Genomic DNA, 21,128 nt, shown 5'->3' on the forward strand with positions numbered 1-21,128 from the left:
ACACTCCTAAGGTAAACTATAATAAACCCTAGACTACAATCCTACTTTTCGCAAAAAAGTACGCTAATCCTCTGTTTTTATTATATTTCCCTCCTAAATATTTACGTTTTAATAGAAGTCGGCGCTACTGACTGTTGCCCAATGCAGACGTTCGTTTGGATCACCAGCACCCGCATTTGGATTTGCGCAGGCTTCAGATACAACAACGCCCCGTCGAGACGGGGCGTTATGTGTTCAGGCGCCGATTACTTCTTGGCGGCTGGTGCGTCAGGGGCTTCAGCCTTGGCTGGGTCCTTGATGGCCAGCAGTTCCAGGTCGAATACCAGCACGGAGTTGGCCGGGATCGCCGGGCTCGGGCTCTGGGCGCCGTAGGCCAGGTCGGACGGGATGTACAACTCGACCTTCTCGCCAACGTGCATCAGTTGCAGGCCTTCGACCCAACCTGGGATCACGCCGCTGACCGGCAGGTCAATCGGGCTACCGCGATCCACGGAGCTGTCAAAGGTGGTGCCGTTGGTGAGCTTGCCGGTGTAGTGAACAGTCACCACGTCAGTCGGCTTAGGCTGTGGGCCGTCGGCTTTCTTGGTGATCTTGTACTGCAGGCCGGAAGCAGTGGTGACTACGCCGTCTTTCTTGGCGTTGTCTTCGAGGAATTTCTTGCCGGCGGCTGCCGACTCTTCGCTCATTTTGGTCATGCGTTCTTCAGCACGTTTTTGCAGTGCGGCAAACGCTTCAACCAGTTCGTCGTCTTTGAGCTTCTGCTCTTTCTTGCCGACGGCATCTTCGATGCCCTGGGCTACCGCTTTGGAGTCCAGGTCATCCATGCCTTCCTGAGCAAGGCTTTTGCCCATGTTCAGGCCGATGCCGTAGGAAGCTTTCTGCGCCGGGGTTTTCAGCTCTACGCTGGTCTGCGAATCACAACCCGCAAGTACCAGGCTAACCAGGGCCACCGCCGCCGCCAACCGATGCTGTTTCATGCTATTTCCTTGTTCATGCGCCAAAAGGGCATTCGAATAAAGTCGCGAGCTTATCAGGCGGCCACGACCAATGGCTACCGGCATGTGAGCAGGAAACTTCTGATAAGTTCACGTGTTTAAAAGCATTTTCATTCATGATGGGTCGCTGCGAAGGATCGTGGGACCACTTGTTACCAGGCTCATGGCCACTTGCCCCACCTGTGGCGTAGTGGCATAACAACGCAACCCCTCGACAAGGCCGAGACAAGGATAGCCATCTTGCGCATTTTTTCCCGTGTTTTACTGCTGATACTCACCGCGCTGGGCCTGATCCTGGCCGTGGTGCTGTACTACACCGTCAACCCCAAGCTACCCGACTACGTGCCCGTGGAGCAGGTGCACTATCAGGACCAATGGAGTGCCGCCGACCGCCAGACCTATTACTTCACGCCCCAGGGCACCCAAGTAAAAGGCCTGCACTACAACTGGTTCACCGCCCTGGAACTACCGTTTTCCGAGCGGCGTTTTGCCACACCGGAGTATCTGGCGCGCTTCGGTTTCCTGGTGGACCCCAAGCAGGTGCCCACCACGCAAAACCCCGGCAACCTGCCCGTGGGGTTCGCCCGGCATAAAAACGTCGGCAGCAACGTCGAGTACCTGGATATCACCTGCGCCGCCTGCCATACCGGAGAATTGCACTTCAGGGGCCAGGCCCTGCGTATCGACGGCGGCTCGGCCCAGCACGTACTGCCCTCCAGCGTGCCAACCCTGCGCGGTGGCAGTTTCGGCCAGGCACTGGTGGCCAGCCTCGCCGCCACCTACTACAACCCATGGAAATTCGAGCGGTTTGCCCGCCAGGTGCTGGGGGATCGCTACGACGCCGAGCACAGCCAGTTGCGCGAGGACTTCAAACAGTCGCTGGACAAGTTCCTCAAGGTCGCATGGAACGACACCCACCGCGGCCTCTACCCCACCGAAGAAGGCCCGGGTCGCACCGACGCCTTTGGCCGCATCGCCAATGCCAGTTTTGGCGATGCCATTTCGCCGGACAACTACCGCGTCGCCAATGCGCCGGTGGACTACCCGCAGCTGTGGGACATCTGGACCTTCGATTGGGTGCAATGGAACGGCTCGGCCCAGCAACCCATGGCGCGCAATATCGGTGAAGCCCTCGGTGTAGGCGCGACGCTGACCTTTTTCGACGCCGCCGGCCAACCGCTTCAAGGCGATGCCCGCTACCCGTCGAGCGTCAGGGTGCGTGACCTCAACCTGATCGAAGAAACTCTGCAACGCCTCAAGCCACCGACCTGGCCCGAGGACTTGTTCGGCACCATCGACAAGCCCCTCGCCGCCCAAGGTCGCGCCCTATTCGCCGAGAACTGCACCGGCTGCCACGTGCCCGCTGTCGCCCAGGAAAATGGCAGGCCTGTGCAGCAGCTGAAAATGCTGCCAGTGGAGTACATCGGCACCGACCCAGGCACCGCCAGCAACATTGCCGACCAGCGCTACGACCTCAGTGCCCTGCAGTGGGACCCGGCGGAGCTGGCCAAGCTCAATGTCGAACTGCACCCCACCCCCACCGAGCCGCTGGACCTGAAAAAAATGTCCGTGGCCAAGGGCCTGGCCTACGTCACCGCCTTCGTCGAAGACCACGCCTACCGCGCCGCCGGCGTCACCCCGACCGAGCGCCCGCGCCTGGATGGCTACGGCCTGCCCATTGGCGTGCGCGAGCTGCGCGCCTACAAGGCCCGCCCGCTGGCCGGTGTGTGGGCTACCCCGCCGTTCCTGCACAACGGCTCGGTGCCGACGATCTACCAGTTGCTGTCGCCTCAGGACGAGCGCAGCACCACCTTCTATAAAGGCACCTTCAACTACGACCCGCGTCACCTGGGTTTTGAGACCGCAGCCTTCAAGAATGCCTTCCTGTTCGACACCAAACTCACCGGCAACCACAACAGCGGCCACGAATTCCGTGCAGGCCAACGTGGCAATGGCGTCATCGGCCGTGGCCTGCTGCCGCAGGAACGCTGGGCGCTGCTGGAATACCTCAAAGTGCTGGGCGGCCCGCTGGAGCAACAACTGCCATGATGATCCGATCTCGATACGACCAACCTTCCCTGCTCGCCCGCCTGTGGCTGCGCATCGGCGCGTTTCTCGGCAAGACCCTGCTGTGGCTGGTGGGCCTGGGACTGCTCGGCTGGCTGGCGAGCACCGCCTGGTTTGCCTGGCAGCACAGCGGCGCGGTGTCGCCGAATGAGCAGATCCCCGCAGGTGAAGCGGCCATGACCCAAGGCATCATCCAGACGGCAGTGCGCATCGTTGACCAGCATCGCGAAGGCACGCGCTACCTGCGCGATGCCCATGCCAAGGCCCATGGTTGCGTGAAGGCCGAAGTCAGCGTACTGGCCGATCTCGACCCGGCATTGCGCCAGGGTGTGTTCGCCGAACCGGGCAAGACCTGGCAGGCCATGATGCGGTTGTCCAACGGCAACGCCTACCCGCAGTTCGACAGCATTCGCGATGCCCGGGGCATGGCGCTCAAGCTGTTGGACGTGCCGGGCAAACAACTGCTGGCCGACCAGCAGGCACGTACGGAACAGGACTTCGTGATGTTCAGCCACCCGAATTTCTTTGTCAGCGATGTGGCGGAGTACGCGCAGAACATCGGTGCCCAGGCGGATGGCAAGAAAGTCCTGGCGTTCTTCCCCAAGGCCGATCCGCGCAGTTGGCAGGTGCGTCACCTGTTTATCGCCCTGGCAACCCTGGCGCCCGCACCGGCCAGCCCGACGCAGACCACATACTTTTCGGTCTCGCCCTACAAATTCGGCGCGGCGAATGCCAAGTTCCGCGTCGCGCCCGACCCGCAGAGCTGCCCGGAATACGTCCTGCCCAAACAGAACCAGGACCTGCCGAACTTCTTGCGCAGCGCCTTGAGCCAGCAGTTGTCCACCGACCGTGTGCCGGCGTGTTTTGTGTTGCAGATCCAGCGGCAGAACCCGCAGAAATTCATGCCGATCGAAGACACCAGCATCGAATGGAAGGAGAGCGATGCGCCCTACGAGAGCGTGGCCAAGGTGCGGATCCCGGCTCAGGACTTCGATACGCCCGAGCAGAACCTGGCGTGCGACAACCAGTCGTTCAACCCGTGGTTTGGCGTGGAAGAACACCGACCTATCGGCGGTATCAATCGCTTGCGCAAGGCGGTGTACGAGGCCGTCAGCGATTACCGCCACAGCCGCAACGCCCCGTAAAGACTGCGTAACAATGGGCCCGGCGCCGTAAGGATTGCGTCGGGTCTATTGAGGCGCTTTCGCCGTAACTCTAGCGTGGACGCCTACTCCATCACGTAGGAAGCCCATCATGGAAAGCTCAACCCTAGGCATGATCGTACTGACCATCATCGCCGTGTTCGGCACTGCCTCTTTTTGCTTCGAGCACTTGGCCACGCGCCAGCCGCGCAAGAAAAAGGCCAGGTAGCGCCAGGGCGACGGCAAGGCGCAGAAAGGTCAAATCGCAGGCAAAAAAAAGCCCGCTCAATGAGCGGGCTTTCCGTGGTGACCTGGCGTTCAGTGTTCCAGGTTACCGAATATGGCGCAGCGGACGGGACTCGAACCCGCGACCCCCGGCGTGACAGGCCGGTATTCTAACCGACTGAACTACCGCTGCGCGTAACACTTGAAGCGAATGGTGGGTGATGACGGGATCGAACCGCCGACCCTCTGCTTGTAAGGCAGATGCTCTCCCAGCTGAGCTAATCACCCTTCGTTTCGGTGTGGGCGCATCATACACCAAAAAATCGTAATGTCTTGATTTAAATGCAATTTATTCAAAAAAAGTTCACCGTACGATTTTTTGCCATATTCCGGACAGCAAAAAGCCCGCGATTAAGCGGGCTTTCTGTGGTGACCTGGCGTTCAGCGTTCCAGGTTACCGAATATGGCGCAGCGGACGGGACTCGAACCCGCGACCCCCGGCGTGACAGGCCGGTATTCTAACCGACTGAACTACCGCTGCGCGTAACACTTGAAGCGAATGGTGGGTGATGACGGGATCGAACCGCCGACCCTCTGCTTGTAAGGCAGATGCTCTCCCAGCTGAGCTAATCACCCTTCGTCTCGGTGTGGCGCGCATTCTACGGAGCGACCTTGGGTCTGGCAAGCACTTTCTTAAATCTTTTTTTTGAGGCCTTCCAATGGCTTAGGCAGGGTTGGCCTGGGGCGCTATCAAGAGAATAATGCCCCCCTTTGTATAAAGGAGAGACTCACCCCATGTGGTTCAAGAACCTGCTTATCTATCGCCTGACCCAAGATCTGCCTGTTGATGCCGAGGCGTTGGAAGCGGCAATGGCCACCAAACTGGCGCGCCCTTGTGCAAGCCAGGAGTTGACCACTTACGGTTTCGTCGCGCCTTTCGGTAAAGGCGAGGACGCTCCCCTGGTTCACGTCAGCGGTGACTTCCTGCTGATCGCCGCCCGCAAGGAAGAACGCATCCTGCCAGGTAGCGTGGTGCGTGACGCACTGAAAGAGAAAGTCGAAGAGATCGAAGCCGAGCAAATGCGCAAGGTCTATAAAAAGGAACGCGACCAGATCAAGGATGAAATCATCCAGGCCTTCCTGCCGCGCGCCTTTATTCGCCGCTCGTCGACCTTTGCCGCCATCGCGCCGAAACAGGGCCTGATCCTGGTGAACTCGGCCAGCCCGAAACGCGCCGAAGACCTGCTCTCCACCCTGCGTGAAGTGATCGGCACCCTGCCGGTTCGCCCACTCACCGTGAAAACCGCGCCCACTGCAATCATGACCGACTGGGTCACCACCCAGAAACCGGCCAATGACTTCTTCGTCCTCGACGAATGCGAACTGCGCGACACCCATGAAGACGGCGGCATTGTGCGTTGCAAGCGCCAGGACCTGACTGGCGAAGAAATCCAGTTGCACCTGACCACCGGCAAAGTCGTTACCCAATTGTCCCTGGCCTGGCAGGACAAGCTGTCCTTCATGCTCGACGACAAGATGACCGTCAAGCGCCTGAAGTTCGAAGACCTGCTGCAAGACCAGGCGGAACAGGACGGTGGCGAAGAAGCCTTGGGCCAACTGGACGCCAGCTTTACCCTGATGATGCTGACCTTCGGTGACTTCCTGCCGGCGTTGATCGAAGCCCTGGGCGGCGAAGAAACCCCGCAAGGCATCTAAGTCGTTTGAAGATCAAATTGTGGGAGGGGCGGTGCGACGATTCGACTTGCCCCTCCCACATTTGATCGCATCAGCCATTCAAAAATCGAACAAAAAAGGACGCTCCCATGCGCGCACTCGCCGCCTTGAGCCGCTTCGTCGGCAATACCTTCGCCTACTGGGTGTTGATCTTCGCCGTCGTCGCGTTCCTCGAACCCAGCTGGTTCATCGGCCTGAAAAGCGCGATCGTCCCGCTGCTGGGCCTGGTGATGTTTGGCATGGGGCTGACCCTCAAACTTGAAGACTTCGCCGAAGTCGCTCGCCACCCGTGGCGCGTGGCCCTGGGCGTAGTCGCACACTTCGTGATCATGCCGGGGGTGGCGTGGCTGCTGTGCCAGGCCTTTCACCTGCCGCCGGAAATTGCCGTCGGCGTGATCCTGGTCGGTTGCTGCCCAAGCGGCACCTCCTCCAACGTGATGACCTGGCTGGCCCGTGGCGACCTGGCGCTGTCGGTGGCCATCGCCGCCGTCACCACCCTCCTCGCCCCGCTGCTCACCCCGGCGCTGATCTGGCTGTTGGCATCGGCCTGGTTGCCGGTGTCGTTCATGGAGTTGTTCTGGTCGATACTGCAAGTGGTGTTGCTGCCGATCGTGCTCGGCGTGGTCGCACAACGCGTGCTCGGCGAGCGGGTCCGCCACGCGGTGGACGTGCTGCCACTGGTGTCGGTGGTCAGCATTGTGATCATCGTCGCCGCAGTAGTGGCGGCCAGCCAGGCGAAAATTGCCGAATCGGGCCTGCTGATCATGGCCGTGGTCATGCTGCATAACAGCTTCGGTTACCTGCTGGGCTACTTCACCGGCCGTGTGTTCAAACTGCCGTTGGCCCAACGCAAGTCGTTGGCGCTGGAAGTGGGCATGCAGAATTCCGGGCTCGGCGCCGCATTGGCCAGCGCGCACTTCTCGCCGTTGGCGGCAGTGCCCAGTGCGTTGTTCAGTGTCTGGCACAATATTTCCGGGGCGTTGCTGTCGACGTATTTCCGTCGCATGAGCGAGAAGGAAGACCGCCGCGCACTGGAGAACACGCCACAAACTTGATCGCATGATCAATTTTCGGCACTCTACAGAGCTTCGCGGGGACGACCTCGCGACGCTATCGAGGCGCACAATCCGGGGACGACCCCGCCTGAAAAAGCGAGGTCATCATGTCCTGGATCATTCTGTTTTTTGCCGGCCTGTTCGAAGTCGGCTGGGCCGTCGGCTTGAAGTACACCGACGGTTTCAGCAGGCCGCTGCCCACTGTCCTGACCGTTGCCGCCATGGCCATCAGCCTCGGCCTGCTGGGGCTGGCCATGAAAGAACTGCCCCTGGGCACCGCCTATGCCATCTGGACCGGCGTGGGCGCGGTGGGCACCGTGATTGCCGGGATTATCCTGTTCGGGGAATCCATGGCGCTGTTTCGGTTGGCCAGTGTGGCGCTGATCATTTGCGGGCTTATTGGTCTTAAGATCAGCGCTTAGGCCGCTACCGCAATCGAGGGCAGGCCCCCTCCCACATTTGACCGAGTTGTTCTGACGAACGCGGTCTAGGTGGGAGGGGGCTTGCCCCCGATGAGGCCAGTACACCCAGCACAGAACTACCTGACACTCCCCCGCAAAACACCGACCACCGCCTGCAACTGCGCAGGCGTAGCCGCCTCCACAGCAATCGGCTTACCCGCCACCAACACCACCCGTGACCAGATTCGATGAAAGAAGCCCTTGTTCGGATCGCGACTGAAGAAACTCCCCCACAACCCCTGCAGCGCCATCGGAATCACCGGCACCGGCGTCTCTTCCAGAATGCGTGTCACGCCACCGCGGAACTCGTTCATCTCGCCATCACTGGTCAGCTTGCCTTCCGGGAAGATGCACACCAACTCCCCGTCCTTCAGGTACTGGGCAATGCGCGTGAAGGCCTTTTCGTAGATCTGGATGTCTTCGTTGCGCCCGGCAATCGGAATCGCCCCGGCGGTGCGGAAGATAAAGTTCAGCACTGGCAAGCGGTAGATCTTGTAGTACATGACAAAGCGAATCGGCCGACGCACCGCGCCACCAATCAACAGCGCATCGACAAACGACACGTGATTGCATACCAGCAACGCTGCGCCTTCGTCCGGGATCAGGTCGAGGTTGCGATGCTCCACCCGGTACATGGAATGGCTGAGCAGCCAGATCATGAAGCGCATGGTGAACTCGGGGACGATCCTGAAGATGTAGGTGTTGACTGCGATGTTGAGCAGCGACACCACCAGGAACAACTCGGGGATCGACAGCTTGGCCACGCTCAGCAGTAGGATCGACACGATCGCCGACACCACCATGAACAGCGCATTGAGGATGTTGTTGGCGGCGATCACTCGCGCCCGCTCGTTCTCGGCGGTACGCGACTGGATCAGCGCGTACAGCGGCACGATATAGAAGCCGCCGAACACACCCAGGCCAAGGATATCGAACAACACCCACCAGGCTTGGCCATAGCTGAGCACCGCGAGCCAATCATTCGCTTGAACGTTCTGCGGGAAGCCGCCGGAATGCCACCAGAGCAGCAGGCCGAACACCGTCAGGCCAAAGGAGCCAAACGGCACCAGGCCGATTTCCACCTTACGCCCCGAGAGTTTTTCGCAGAGCATCGAGCCCAGGGCGATGCCCACCGAGAACACGGTGAGGATCAGGGTGACCACGGTTTCATCGCCGTACAACCACTCCTTGGCGTAGGCCGGGATCTGCGTCAGGTAGATCGCGCCGACAAACCAGAACCATGAGTTACCGACAATCGAGCGCGACACCGCCGGCGTCTGCCCCAGGCCCATGCGCAGCGTGGCCCACGACTGGGTGAAGATATTCCAGTCCAGGCGCAGTTGCGGCGTAGAGGCCGCTGCCCGCGGAATGTGGCGGCTTGCCAGGTAACCCAGCACGGCCACGCCGACAATCGCCACCGCCACGATCGGCGCGTAATCGGTGGACGACATCATGATCCCGGCGCCAATGGTGCCGGCGAGGATGGCCAGGAACGTGCCCATCTCCACCAGGCCATTGCCACCTACCAGCTCATCTTCGTGCAGGGCCTGGGGCATGATCGAGTACTTCACCGGACCGAACAACGCCGAGTGGGTGCCCATGGCAAACAACGCCAGCAGCATCAATTCCAAATGATTGAACAGAAAGCCTGTGGCACCCACGGCCATGATCACGATCTCGCCGATCTTGATCGCGCGGATCAACGCATCCTTGTTGTATTTCTCGCCAAACTGCCCGGCCAGCGCCGAGAACAGGAAGAACGGCAGGATAAACAGCAAGGCGCACAGGTTGACCCAAATAGTACGGTCACCGTCGATGGTGAGCTTGTAGAGAATCGCCAGGATCAGCGATTGCTTGAAGATGTTGTCATTGAAAGCGCCCAGCAACTGGGTGATGAAAAACGGCAGGAAGCGCCGTGTGCGCAGCAAGGTGAATTGTGAGGGGTGGCTCATCGTCCGTGTTCCTGCGTGGCCTAATAGTTATCAGGCCACGACTTTACCTAACTCCGCTTACTTATTCCCTAGTCCTGCAATGCATGGCGAAACAAAAAGCTCTCCTTTATAGGCGCCCTGCAGAGTGCGCTTGGCCACGATCAGCCACATCAGCGCCAACGCTACCACCAGCAGGCTACCGAATGCGCTGAAGAAGCCCAGGTGCAGCAGGCTCGCCAGCTTCAGCGTGGCCAGGGCGTACACCCCCAAAGGGAAGGTAAAGCCCCACCAGCCCAGGTTGAACGGAATACCGCCGCGCAGGTAACGCAGGGTGATCAATACCGCGATCAGCATCCACCATAAGCCGAAGCCCCACAGGGTGATACCTGCAACCAGGCCGAGACCATTGGCCATTTCACCCACGCCAGGTAAGCCGTTAGCGGCAAAGATCGCTGGCGCATCGCCGCCCAGCAACAACATGCCCAGGGCACCGGTACCGATCGGACCCAGCGCCAGCCAGCTCGACGCGGCCATATTGGCGTGGGGCAGTTTGTGCAGGGCCATGCGCAACATCAGGATGGTCAGGATGCTGAACGCCACCGGCAGCGAAAACGCCCACAACACGTAGCTGGTCACCAGCATTACCAGTTGCGAGTGAACATCCGCCAGGTGCGGCGCGAGCAAGCCACCGCTGGCTGCGGCGACTTCGGCCGCCACCACCGGCAGCAACCAGACAGCCGTCATCTGGTCGATGCTGTGTTCCTGGCGGGTGAACATCATGAACGGGATCAGCACACCGCAGGCCAGGGCCATCACCACATCCAGCCACCACAGGGCTTCGGCCAGCGGGATCACGTCGCCGCCCCAACGCGGCAGGCCAAACAGCAGCAAGCCATTGAGAATGGTCGCCAGGCCCATGGGAATGGTGCCGAAGAACATCGAGACCGTGGAGTGCCCGAAAATCCGCCGCGCCTCGTGGAAAAACATCACCCAGCGCGCGGCATACAAGCCACTGAACAAGATGAACAAGCCAATGGTGAACCACCACAGCGCTTCGGCAATGGCATGCAAACCTGGCAGGTTGACCGGCCATTGCGCCAGGGCCAACGCCAGCACGCCGGTGCCCATGGTCGCGGCGAACCAGTTGGGGGTGAATTGGCGAATCACTTCCCGAGGGCGGGTCAGGTGACTGAAGGGTCTGTAGCTGATGGTCGTCGAGCAGGTCATGATGGCAATCCTCTTCCTCGCATGAGGTTGAGGCCATGGTAGAACCTGATCGAATATCTATATAACGGGTAATATCTCTAACTGTTATCTACTTTGTAGATATGCAGGCTGCCTTGGACTTTGCCGAATCCTGCAGCAGCAAAGCGACCAACGCCCCGAGGGCCAGCAGAATGAGGACTGCGCCGTAACCGTCGGTGGTGGCGATCAGGCCAAAGCTGCGAATCAGGTTGCCCGCCAGCAGCGAAGGCAAGCAAAACGCCAAATAACTCAGCACATAGAATGCCGACATCAAGCCTGCCCGTTCATGGGGCAAGGCCAACGGCACCACACTGCGCAACGCGCCGAGAAAGCCGGCGCCGAAGCCGCTGCCGGCGATCAACGTGGCGATAAAAAACAGCGGCAGGCTGGCGCTGTGCACCGCCGTGAGGATCAGCGCCACACCCACAGCCAACAGCGTCGCGCCGAGGCGCAGCACCTTGCTGGCCGGGCGATTGCGCAGGGTGAAGATCATCAGCGCCCCGCTCACCGTCAGCACCGCCACCAGGCCGCCGCCGATAAGGTTCGACGTAGAACCTGTCGCCGCCCGCACCAGCGACGGCGCCAGGGACAAGTAAAAGCCCCCCATCGCCCACACCGCCACGTCCACCGGCAGCGACAGCCACAACGCTCGACGCGCCTGGGGCGGCACATGCAACGTGGGGCGCAGCGATGCCAGTGCACCGGGAATGCGATCAACGGTTTCCGGTAGGCGCCATACATACAGCGCCTGCACCAGCATCAGCGCCAGCAGCGTCCAGTAGATCAACTGCGTCGGCAGCGGCGCGAACTCCGCCAGCACACTGCTGCCCATCGCACCGCACGCCATGCCCAGCAAAGGCGCCACACTGTTGACCAGCGGTCCCTGCTGGCGGTCGGTGTCGAGCAATGCCGCACCCAGCACCGCCGTGGCCATGCCGGTGGCAAACCCCTGCACCGTACGCGCGGCGATCAGCCAGGCCACGCTGTCTTCATTGATAAACAGCAACATCGCCAGCATATTCAGGACCAGCGCAGTAAAAATCACCGGCTTGCGTCCCAGGTGGTCCGACAGCGAGCCCACGGTCAACAGCGCCGCCAACAGGCTCAAGGCGTACACGCCAAAGATCAGCGTGAGCATGCCTGCCGAAAAATGCAGCCCCTCCTGATACAGGTGATACAACGGTGTCGGCGCACTGGAAGCCGCGAGAAACGTCAGCAAAGTGACCGCCAGGAACACCAGGCTGGAACGATGAGAAGTAAGGCTGGACATGGGCACGCTCCGCTAAAGCTAATATTTTGCTTTTGCGGAGTGTGCTACCCGCCAGCGCTTAAAGCAAATTCTTTGTGTTAAGGTCGCGGCATGGCGATAAAAGAAGGCCTCCGCCCGGGGGGCCGCAGTGCCCGGGTACAAGAATCGGTCCATTCGGCCGTGCGTGAATTGCTGGAAAGCCATGAGCGCTCCAGTGTCACGGTGCCGATGATTGCCGCGCGCGCAGGCGTCACGCCCTCGACCATCTACCGGCGTTGGGGCGACCTCTCGGTGCTGCTCGCGGATGTGGCCCTGGCGCGTATGCGCCCCGACAGCGAGCCCGCCAACACCGGCAGCCTGCGTGGCGACTTGCGGGCGTGGGCCGAGCAGTACCTGGATGAGATGAGTTCGGAGCCGGGCCGCAACATGATGCGCGATGTGCAATGCAGGGTGACGCCGGGGTACTGCGTGAGCATCTTGAGCGGGCAGTTTCAGGCGATTGTTGATCGTTATCCTCAAGACTCGCCGCCGAGCGTGGACCGCTTGATCAACTTGCTCGCGGCGCCGACGGTGTTTCGTATTCTGTTCTCGTCGGAGCCGTTGGCTGTTGAGGAGTTGCATACGCTGATCGAGCTGGCGCTGAAGGCCTGAAGACCTGACACACAACCAAATGTGGGAGGGGGCTTGCTCCCGATTGCGATGTGTCAGCTACAGATAAGCTGACTGACATACCGCCATCGGGAGCAAGCCCCCTCCCACATTTTTTGACCGCGTTTATCAGGTACGCATCCCGCGCCCGCTCACCAGCAACTTCGCGCAACCGATATACAACACCACCGTCGCCACCAGCATGAAGGTGATCGCCACGCTGATCTTGATATCCGACACACCCAGGATGCCGTAGCGGAAGGCGTTGACCATGTGCAGCACCGGGTTGGCCAGCGACACGGTCTGCCAGAATGGCGGCAGCAAGGTGATGGAGTAGAACACCCCGCCCAGGTAGGTCAGCGGTGTCAGCACAAAGGTCGGGATGATCGAAATATCATCGAAGTTGCGTGCGAACACGGCGTTGATAAACCCCAGCAGCGAGAAGATCGTCGCCGTCAGCACCACCACCAGAATGGTGACCCCGAGGTGATGCACCTGCAGGTGGGTGAAGAACAGCGACAGCAGGGTCACGATCACCCCCACCATCAGGCCACGCAGCACGCCGCCCAGGGTGTAGCCGATCAGGATGGTGTGCGGCGACACCGGCGAGACCATCAGCTCTTCGATGGAGCGCTGGAACTTGCTGCCGAAGAAACTGGAGACCACGTTGCCGTAGGAGTTGGTGATCACCGACATCATGATCAGGCCCGGCACGATGTACTCCATGTAGGTGAAACCACCCATATCGCCGATCTGCCGGCCGATCAGGTTACCGAAGATCACAAAGTACAAAACCATGGTGATCGCCGGCGGCAGCAGGGTCTGCGGCCAGATCCGGGTAAAGCGCTTCACTTCGCGGTAGACGATGGTCTGCAGCGCGACGAGGTTGGGTTGAAGTTCAGAACTCATACCGCCACCTTCGTCAGATTTTTCTCCACCAGGGACACGAACAACTCCTCAAGGCGATTGGTTTTATTGCGCAGGCTCAGCACTTCGATGTTCTGGGTCGCCAACTGGGTGAACAACGCAGTGATGCCCATGGCTTTATCCACCTGGACTTCCAGGGTGTGGCTGTCCACCAGGCGGCTGGGGTAGCCAAGCAGTTGCGGCGCCACCGACAGGTTGTTCTTCAAGTCGAGCAGGAAGGTCTCCACATGCAACTGGCCCAGCAGGTTACGCATGCTGGTGTTCTCGACGATAGTGCCGTGGTCGATGATGCCGATGTTGCGGCACAGCTGCTCAGCCTCTTCAAGGTAATGAGTGGTGAGGATGATGGTGATGCCCTTCTCGTTCAGCTCGGTGAGGAAGGTCCACATCGAACGGCGCAGTTCGATGTCCACGCCGGCGGTGGGTTCATCGAGGATCAACAGGCGCGGTTCATGCACCAGTGCACGGGCAATCATCAGGCGACGCTTCATGCCGCCGGACAGCGAGCGGGACGGCACGTCGCGCTTGTCCCACAGGCCCAGTTGAGTCAGGTACTGCTCGGCGCGTTCCTTGGCGATTTTCGCCGGGATGCCGTAGTAGCCAGCCTGGGTCACGACGATGTCGAAGGTCTTTTCGAACTGGTTGAAGTTGAATTCCTGGGGCACCACGCCGATGGAACGCTTGAGCGCCGCCGGGGATTTGTCCAGGTCGTGGCCGAAGATATTCACCGTGCCGCTGGTCTTGTTGACCAAGGTGGAGAGAATACCGATGGTGGTGGATTTGCCGGCGCCGTTGGGACCGAGCAAGGCGAAGAAGTCACCTTCGGCAACGTCCAGATCGATACCACTCAGGGCCTGGAAACCGTTGCCGTAGGTTTTGGTTAGCTGCCGGATGGACAGAGCGGAACTCATATCGGAATACGCACCAAAGAAGGGAATAGAAACAGTAGATGAGGGCGCAGCGCACGTAGTTCAACGGCGGCGCATGACAAGCATGGTGCTTGCCCGCGCCGCACAAGTACAGTCACCTGTATTAATAGTCAGTATTAAGTCAACGCGGTCATGACCGCTTTGCGGTAGGCCGGGCGTTGTTGCAGGCGCTGGTACCAGGCCTCCAGATGGGGCATAGAAGGGCGTTCGATGGGCATCTCGAACCAGGCGTAGATAAAGCAGCCCAGGGGAATATCACCGATGCCGAAGGTGTCGCCCGACAGGTAAGGCTGGTCGGCCAATACGCTGTCCACGGTGCTCAGTGCATCAATACAGGCCTGACGCCCGGCGTTGATGCTGTCCCAGTTCTGCTTTTCCGCCGGGGTGCGCACAACGCCCCAGAACACGGCCTTGAACGGCTCGGCCAGGGTCGAGGTGGTCCAGTCCATCCATTTTTCAGCGCTGGCGCGCACTTGCAGGTCACTCGGGTAAAACGCCGACGCGTGCTTGGCGCAGAGGTAACGCACGATGGTGTTGGACTCCCACAACACAAAGTCGCCGTCCTCGATCATCGGCACCCGGCCGTTAGGGTTCAAGGCCCGGTATTGCGGCGTGTCGACCACACCAAAAGCCCCGCCCGCATCAATTGCCTCATAGTCCAGGCCGAGTTCCTCGGCGCACCACAGTGCTTTCCTGACGTTTGATGAATTTTTACGACCCCAGATCTTCAGCATGACCGCGCCTTATTGTTGATGAACATGGCTGGATGAACGCAGCAGCATACGCCGGTTCACGCGCGGCTTAAATCGCTCTGAATATCGCCCAGCAGGGTCGGCATGTCCTCGCCGAACAAGTGCGGGTAACAGGCCTGGATATGCGCGAAGAAAAAATCCTCGGGCACATCCGGGAACTGGCCATGGTCCACCACGTACTCCATCGAGCGCTGCCCCTGGCGGTTGAATGCATGGAATACGCTGTCGTTGACTCCGTCGAAGTCCAGCGGCGGTACGTCGAAGACGTCACACAGTTGCCGGTTGAACGCCGGGGTCGCCTTGACCCAGTGGCCGTCCAGGTAAAGCTCGGTGTAGCCATGCATGGCAAACACATCACTCTTGAGCAACGCAATCAGGCGCGGCGTCGACAGGTGGTTGCGCACGTCCGCCAGGCCGATGCGCGCCGGAATGCCGCAGTGGCGGGCGCAGGCGGCGAGCAAGGTGGCCTTGGGCACGCAATAGCTTTCGCCGGCGGCCAGGGCAAAGCTGGCGCTCAGGCTGCCGGGGGCGCGGCTGAAGGTGTAGGGGTTGTAGCGAATCGCCTCACGCACGGCGTAATACAGACTGACCGCCTGGTCACGTAAATTCGCGCTGGAGCCACGATGTTTTTCGGCGAACTCCACCACCGCAGGGTGGTCACTATCGATGAAGCGGCTGGGACTCAGGTACGTATCCATGAGCTTGATCTCCGAAGGAAGCCTGGAGTTTAACGACAGGCCTGCCCTAGAGTTAACGACGAATCGGCCAAATGTCGGCGCCTGATGAGAGGCGCTCCCAACATAACTTCCAGTACAACTTGTAACACCCTGATCACCCCGCTTGTTCGGATGCCGACTAAGCTCCCTGGTGGTTTCGCCCCTGGTTTCACGGAGGATTGAATATGCTGTTGTTGTGGATACTGGTTCTGGTGGTCGGCATTGCCTACCTTGCACATCGCCGCGTCGCCCCCCTGCCCGCCCTGGGTGTGGTCGCCGTTTACCTGCTGGCGATGGGCGCCTGGAGCCACGCACCGGGTTGGCTGCTGTTGATTTTCTGGGTGTTGATCGCTGTAGTGGCCGCGCCCCTGCTGTTGCCGGACCTGCGCCGCCAATACTTCAGCAAGCCGCTGTTCAGCTGGTTTCAGAAAGTTCTGCCGCCGATGTCCGAGACCGAACGCGATGCCATCGACGCCGGCACCGTTTGGTGGGATGGCGAACTGTTCAGCGGTCGCCCCGACTGGGACAAGTTGCTGGCCTATCCCAAGGCCCAACTGACCGAAGAAGAACAGGCATTTATCGACGGCCCCACCGAAGAACTCTGCGCCATGGTCAGCGACTGGGAAATCGGCCAGGCCATGGACCTGCCGCCAGCCGCTTGGGACCACATCAAGACCCACGGTTTCTTCGCCCTGATCATTCCCAAGGAATATGGCGGCAAAGGTTTCTCTGCTTATGCCCACTCCCAGGTCGCGATGAAACTCGCGACCCGCAGCGGCGACCTGGCCTCCACCGTGATGGTGCCCAACTCCCTCGGCCCGGCCGAACTGCTGCTGCATTACGGCACCGACGAACAACGCAACCACTACCTGCCGCGCCTGGCGCGTGGCGATGACATCCCATGCTTCGCCCTCACCGGCCCGCTGGCCGGCTCCGATGCCGGCGCCATGCCTGACACCGGCGTGATCTGCAAAGGCGAATGGGAAGGCAAGGAAACCCTCGGCCTGCGCCTGAACTGGGAAAAACGCTACATCACCCTTGGCCCGGTCGCGACCCTGCTGGGCCTGGCCTTCAAGGCCCACGACCCGGACCATCTGCTGGGTGAAGAAGAAGACCTGGGCATCAGCCTTGCGCTGATCCCTACCGACACCCCTGGAGTGGAAATCGGCCGTCGCCACCTGCCCCTCGGCGCCGCGTTCATGAACGGCCCGAACTCCGGCAAGGACGTGTTCATCCCCCTGGAGTACCTCATCGGCGGCCAGGAAATGCTCGGCAAAGGCTGGATGATGCTGATGAACTGCCTGTCGGTCGGCCGTTCGATCTCCCTGCCCGCCGTGGGCACCGGCGCGGCCAAGTTCACCAGCCTGGTGACCGGCCAATATGCCCAGGTACGCGAACAGTTCAACGTACCGCTGTCGGCGTTCGAAGGTATCCAGGAAGCCCTGGCCCGCATCGGCGGCAACGCCTGGCTGATGGACAGCGCGCGCATGCTCACCGCCAACGCCGTGGACCTTGGCGAAAAACCCTCGGTGCTGTCGGCGATCCTCAAGTACCACCTGACCGAACGCGGCCGCGAGTGCATCAGCCACGCCATGGACGTGCACGGCGGCAAGGGCATCATCATGGGCCCGAACAACTACCTGGGCCGCAGCTGGCAGGGCGCGCCGATCTTCATCACCGTGGAAGGCGCGAATATCCTCTCGCGCAACCTGATGATCTTCGGCCAGGGTGCCATCCGCTGCCATCCGTTCGTGCTCAAGGAAATGGCGTTGGCCGGTCGCGAAGACCATGACCAAGCGCTGAAGGAATTTGACGGGCTGCTGATGCAACACATCGGCTTTGCCGTGAGCAACGCCGCCAGCACCCTGGTGCTGAACCTCGGCGTTGGGCATTTCGAGAAGGCCCCGGGCAACCGTTTGAGCCAGGGTTATTTCCGCGCATTGAACCGGCAGGCTGCTGCGTTCGCGCTGCTCGCCGACCTGAGCATGATGCTGCTGGGCGGCGAGTTGAAACGCCGCGAACGCCTGTCGGCACGCCTCGGTGATGTGCTCAGCCACATGTACCTGGCCTCGGCGGCGCTGAAGCGTTATCACGACCTGGATTCGCCGGATCATCTGGAACCGCTGTTCGCCTGGGCCATGGAAGAAAGCCTCGGCGAGTCCGAGCGCGCGCTGGATGAACTGCTGAGCAACTTCCCGAATAAAGTGCTGGGTTGCCTGCTGCGGGTGATTGTGTTCCCGTTCGGGCGTCGCCACACCGGCCCTTCCGATGCGCTGGACGCCGAAGTAGCTGCGGTGATTGGCCGCGCCAAAGGCGACCCGACCCTGGAAGAATTGCTCGCGGGCTGCTACCGCCCGCAATCGGCAGAAGATCCGGTGGGCGCGCTACAACATGCCTACGACCTGCTGGGTGCCAGCCACCCGCTGCAGAAAAAACTGCATGCCGCGCTCAAAAGCGGCCAGGTCAAACCGACTGCCGGCGAGCATGCCATCGACGCCGCGCTGCATGCCGGTGTGCTGCAACCGGCGGAAGCGCAAACCCTGCGTGACGCCGAAGCGGCACGGCGCAAGGTGATCGATGTGGATGATTTCAGCAAGGAAGAGCTGGTACACACCGAGGGTAAAGTCCGCTGAGTTGAGCGGTCATATAAAAACGGGCAAAGTGCCCTGCCTCACAAATACTGATCCGTTTTGACGGCGTCTGTTGTCGCCATGCTGCGTTGCCTGACAACAACAGCCACTCGTCAAAACGAATCGTATTTGTGAGGCAGGGCACCGAGGCATATACTCTCGCGCCCGTTTTTGCTTTAGAGGACTTATCTCGTGTCCAACGTCGTTGCCGATCATCTCGTCTTGCTCGACCACCTGCGCAGCATCCTGGTTGCCGTCGGCGAAGCCGAACAGGTGCCCGAGGAAAGCCACACCCTGTTTCTGGAGCGCTTCGACGAACTGCGCGCCCTGCTGCCGATCGACCCGATCGAAAGCCAGTACCTGGGCCAGGACCTGATGAGCCAGGTCATCCTGCGCTACCCGCAGATCGCCCACCTGGTGCCCCGCGACCTGCTGTGGTTCTTCGGCGGCGATTGCCTGCACTTCATGCCCGATGAAGAGCTGGATCTGTACCAGGCCTTGGAAGAGCGTCGCTTTGAAGCCGAACAGAACGAGGAGCCGTTCGACTGGAACCAGGAGAAGCAACTGCTGGCCATGCCTCAAGACCAAAGCAAACACTGATCTTTCGAGACACTGCACAACTGAATATGGGAGGGAGCAGGCCCTCCTCCCACATTTTCGACGGCGCGCCTATCGACGGCGCAATGTCGGCTCCCTCGCCATGCACTCCACCAGATAATCGATAAACACCCGCAGCTTCGGCGGCAGGTAACGCGTGGGCGAATGCAACAGCCACGCCTCGCCGTGGTAGGACGCAATAAAATCCCACGCGGGCAACACCTGTACCAACCGCCCCTCCTCCAACGCATGCCGCGCAGTGAAATACGGCAAGCTGCCAATTCCCACGTGCTGCAACACCGCATCCAGCCGTACACCGGTGTGGTTCGCGGCATAACGTCCACGCACGCCGACCGTCACCGCCTTGCCACCGTGACGGAATTTCCAGCGCGAGTCACCCGGAGTTTCCCCCAAGTAGATACAACTGTGCTCCAGCAAATCATGGGGATGACTCGGCGCGCCATGCTCGGCCAGGTACTGCGGTGTCGCGCACAGCAAGTGCTCGATGGGCAATAGCTGTCGCCCGACCAGCCCCGGTGGCGGACTGTCGGTGATGCGGATGCTCAGGTCTACATTGTCGTCGATCAGGTCTACATGCCGGTCTTCAAGAATCAGCTGCACATCCACCTTGGGATAACGCCGCAGAAACTCCGGCATATGCGGGTGCACCACAAACCGCCCCACCGCCTTGGGCACACTGACTCGCACCAGGCCCTCGGCGTCGTGGGTGAACTGGCCACTGATCTCCATCACGGAGCGCGCTGCATTAACCATCTCCTGGCAGCGCTTGAAGACCTCCTCACCGCCTTCACTCAGGCGCAATTTGCGCGTAGTGCGTTGCAGCAAACGGGTAGCCAGGGCCTTTTCCAGACGCGAAATACTGCGGCTTACCGCCGACGGCGAAACGCTCAACTGTCGCGCCGCTTCGGAGAAACTCCCGGTCTCTACTACCTTGACGAAAATCGCCATTTCACCCAGTAGCGGCAAAGGAAGATTGATGCTCATGACGCACAGGTCCATTGATATTTGAGCGGATTATCACCCATCCAAGCACTATTTATACTGCCCACAGAGCCCTGATGCGGATGTAGAAAATGACCGAGCGCCTGTTTTTCACCCACGATCACCTCACTGCCGAGCTTGAAGTGCTGAGCTGCACCCCCTGCGAGGGCCAGTTTGCGGTCGTTTTGCAGTCGACGATTTTCCATCCCCAAGGCGGTGGTCAGCCGTTCGATACTGGCTGGCTAGGCGATAGCCAGGTGCTGCGAGTCACCCAGGAAACTGATCGCGTGGTCCACTATGTCAACCAACCTGTGGAACCGGGCCCAATCACCGCGCGGGTCGACGAAGCACGCCGCGCCCTGCACACCCGCCTGCATTCCGCCGGGCATTTGATCGGCAATGCCGGCGAAACCCTGGGCTGGATGCCGATCAAGGCGCACCACTGGCCAGGTGAGGGCAAGATCACGTTTATCCGTGGCGAAACCGCACAAGCCATGGACGCCGAGATCATCCAACAGCAAATCAACCAATGGATCGCCGCCGACTATCCGCGCCATATGACCCTGGAAGACGGCACCCGCGAAGTGGGCTTCGGTGATCTGCCCTCCTACGCTTGTGGCGGCACCCATGTACAAACGCTGAGCGAGTTGGGCCAGGTAACGATACTGGCGCTTTCGGAGAAAAAGGGCGCGTTGTCGGTGCGTTACAGCCTGGACTCGACCGCAGCGTTGAGGGTGCTATCGAGTTTTTAGATAAGCCTCCCAGCGGTCTCCCGGGCACACCTTGGCAGTGGTAGTGTGTCGAAATATTTCTGACATATTGA

At 60.5% G+C, this 21,128-nt stretch carries 18 protein-coding genes and 4 tRNA genes; 9 read left to right on the forward strand and 13 right to left on the reverse strand.

Going from position 1 to position 21,128, the window contains the following annotated elements:
- Positions 1-245: 245 nt before the first annotated feature.
- On the reverse strand, positions 246-977 hold the full coding sequence (locus tag FIV39_RS15160) for an FKBP-type peptidyl-prolyl cis-trans isomerase (RefSeq protein WP_053128690.1): 732 nt from the start codon (positions 975-977) through the stop codon (positions 246-248).
- A 258-nt stretch (positions 978-1,235) separates the two neighbouring features.
- Between FIV39_RS15160 and FIV39_RS15165 the strand changes: the two genes are divergently transcribed.
- A complete protein-coding gene (locus tag FIV39_RS15165; protein ID WP_090399833.1) occupies positions 1,236-3,044 on the forward strand; it encodes a di-heme-cytochrome C peroxidase in 1,809 nt (602 codons plus the stop codon).
- The gene (locus FIV39_RS15170) at positions 3,041-4,207 is read left to right on the forward strand and encodes a catalase family protein (protein ID WP_090399835.1); all 1,167 of its coding nucleotides are present in this window, start codon (positions 3,041-3,043) and stop codon (positions 4,205-4,207) included. Before FIV39_RS15165 ends, FIV39_RS15170 begins: the two co-directional genes overlap by 4 nt.
- A gap of 338 nt (positions 4,208-4,545) precedes the next feature.
- On the opposite strand, the gene FIV39_RS15175 is transcribed toward FIV39_RS15170, so the two are convergent.
- The 4 genes from FIV39_RS15175 to FIV39_RS15190 form a co-directional block, all read right to left on the reverse strand.
- A tRNA-Asp gene (locus FIV39_RS15175) sits at positions 4,546-4,622 on the reverse strand.
- Positions 4,623-4,641: 19 nt separating this feature from the next.
- Positions 4,642-4,717 (reverse strand) — tRNA-Val (locus tag FIV39_RS15180).
- Between the two features lie 176 nt (positions 4,718-4,893).
- Positions 4,894-4,970 (reverse strand) — tRNA-Asp (locus FIV39_RS15185).
- A 19-nt stretch (positions 4,971-4,989) separates the two neighbouring features.
- A tRNA-Val gene (locus FIV39_RS15190) sits at positions 4,990-5,065 on the reverse strand.
- A 159-nt stretch (positions 5,066-5,224) separates the two neighbouring features.
- Here FIV39_RS15190 and rdgC point away from each other — a divergent pair.
- The 3 genes from rdgC (at position 5,225) to sugE (ending at position 7,640) form a co-directional block, all read left to right on the forward strand.
- Complete coding sequence (gene rdgC, locus FIV39_RS15195; protein WP_090399838.1) at positions 5,225-6,145, forward strand: recombination-associated protein RdgC; 921 nt, start codon at positions 5,225-5,227, stop codon at positions 6,143-6,145.
- Positions 6,146-6,252: 107 nt separating this feature from the next.
- The gene (locus tag FIV39_RS15200) at positions 6,253-7,218 is read left to right on the forward strand and encodes a bile acid:sodium symporter family protein (RefSeq protein WP_090399841.1); all 966 of its coding nucleotides are present in this window, start codon (positions 6,253-6,255) and stop codon (positions 7,216-7,218) included.
- Positions 7,219-7,325: 107 nt separating this feature from the next.
- Positions 7,326-7,640 (forward strand): quaternary ammonium compound efflux SMR transporter SugE, encoded by a 315-nt coding sequence (gene sugE, locus FIV39_RS15205; RefSeq protein ID WP_090399843.1) that lies wholly within the window; start codon positions 7,326-7,328, stop codon positions 7,638-7,640.
- A gap of 116 nt (positions 7,641-7,756) precedes the next feature.
- Here sugE and FIV39_RS15210 read toward each other — a convergent pair whose 3' ends face one another.
- From FIV39_RS15210 to FIV39_RS15220, 3 genes are all read right to left on the reverse strand, one after another.
- On the reverse strand, positions 7,757-9,631 hold the full coding sequence (locus tag FIV39_RS15210) for an MFS transporter (protein ID WP_090399845.1): 1,875 nt from the start codon (positions 9,629-9,631) through the stop codon (positions 7,757-7,759).
- Positions 9,632-9,688: 57 nt separating this feature from the next.
- Positions 9,689-10,837: a TDT family transporter gene (locus tag FIV39_RS15215; RefSeq protein WP_090399847.1), complete on the reverse strand. Its 1,149-nt coding sequence runs from the start codon at positions 10,835-10,837 to the stop codon at positions 9,689-9,691.
- Positions 10,838-10,925: 88 nt separating this feature from the next.
- Entirely contained in the window at positions 10,926-12,125 is a 1,200-nt protein-coding gene (locus FIV39_RS15220) for an MFS transporter (protein WP_090399850.1), read from the reverse strand.
- Positions 12,126-12,215: 90 nt separating this feature from the next.
- On the opposite strand from FIV39_RS15220, the gene FIV39_RS15225 reads away from it, so the two are divergent.
- Complete coding sequence (locus FIV39_RS15225) at positions 12,216-12,755, forward strand: TetR/AcrR family transcriptional regulator (RefSeq protein WP_090399852.1); 540 nt, start codon at positions 12,216-12,218, stop codon at positions 12,753-12,755.
- Between the two features lie 126 nt (positions 12,756-12,881).
- Here the strand turns inward: FIV39_RS15225 and FIV39_RS15230 are convergent, their stop codons facing one another.
- From FIV39_RS15230 to FIV39_RS15245, 4 genes are all read right to left on the reverse strand, one after another.
- Positions 12,882-13,661, reverse strand: a complete 780-nt coding sequence (locus tag FIV39_RS15230) for an ABC transporter permease (protein ID WP_012723134.1) — start codon at positions 13,659-13,661, stop codon at positions 12,882-12,884.
- Positions 13,658-14,590 carry an ABC transporter ATP-binding protein gene (locus FIV39_RS15235; protein ID WP_090399856.1) on the reverse strand — a complete coding sequence of 311 codons (933 nt, stop codon included), beginning with the start codon at positions 14,588-14,590 and terminating at the stop codon, positions 13,658-13,660. The genes FIV39_RS15230 and FIV39_RS15235 overlap by 4 nt, the downstream gene beginning before the upstream one ends.
- 134 nt (positions 14,591-14,724) lie before the next feature.
- Positions 14,725-15,342 carry a glutathione S-transferase family protein gene (locus tag FIV39_RS15240; protein WP_090399859.1) on the reverse strand — a complete coding sequence of 206 codons (618 nt, stop codon included), beginning with the start codon at positions 15,340-15,342 and terminating at the stop codon, positions 14,725-14,727.
- Positions 15,343-15,398: 56 nt separating this feature from the next.
- A complete protein-coding gene (locus FIV39_RS15245) occupies positions 15,399-16,058 on the reverse strand; it encodes a transglutaminase-like domain-containing protein (protein ID WP_090399861.1) in 660 nt (219 codons plus the stop codon).
- Positions 16,059-16,261: 203 nt separating this feature from the next.
- Between FIV39_RS15245 and FIV39_RS15250 the strand changes: the two genes are divergently transcribed.
- Complete coding sequence (locus FIV39_RS15250) at positions 16,262-18,709, forward strand: acyl-CoA dehydrogenase (RefSeq protein WP_090399863.1); 2,448 nt, start codon at positions 16,262-16,264, stop codon at positions 18,707-18,709.
- A gap of 189 nt (positions 18,710-18,898) precedes the next feature.
- A complete protein-coding gene (locus tag FIV39_RS15255; RefSeq protein ID WP_053128652.1) occupies positions 18,899-19,306 on the forward strand; it encodes a PA2817 family protein in 408 nt (135 codons plus the stop codon).
- A gap of 69 nt (positions 19,307-19,375) precedes the next feature.
- Here the strand turns inward: FIV39_RS15255 and FIV39_RS15260 are convergent, their stop codons facing one another.
- Positions 19,376-20,308, reverse strand: a complete 933-nt coding sequence (locus tag FIV39_RS15260; RefSeq protein ID WP_090399866.1) for a LysR family transcriptional regulator — start codon at positions 20,306-20,308, stop codon at positions 19,376-19,378.
- Between the two features lie 89 nt (positions 20,309-20,397).
- Between FIV39_RS15260 and FIV39_RS15265 the strand changes: the two genes are divergently transcribed.
- Entirely contained in the window at positions 20,398-21,057 is a 660-nt protein-coding gene (locus FIV39_RS15265) for a hypothetical protein (protein WP_090399869.1), read from the forward strand.
- Positions 21,058-21,128: the final 71 nt, after the last annotated feature.

This window comes from Pseudomonas grimontii (assembly GCF_007858185.1).
Classification (GTDB): domain Bacteria; phylum Pseudomonadota; class Gammaproteobacteria; order Pseudomonadales; family Pseudomonadaceae; genus Aquipseudomonas; species Aquipseudomonas grimontii.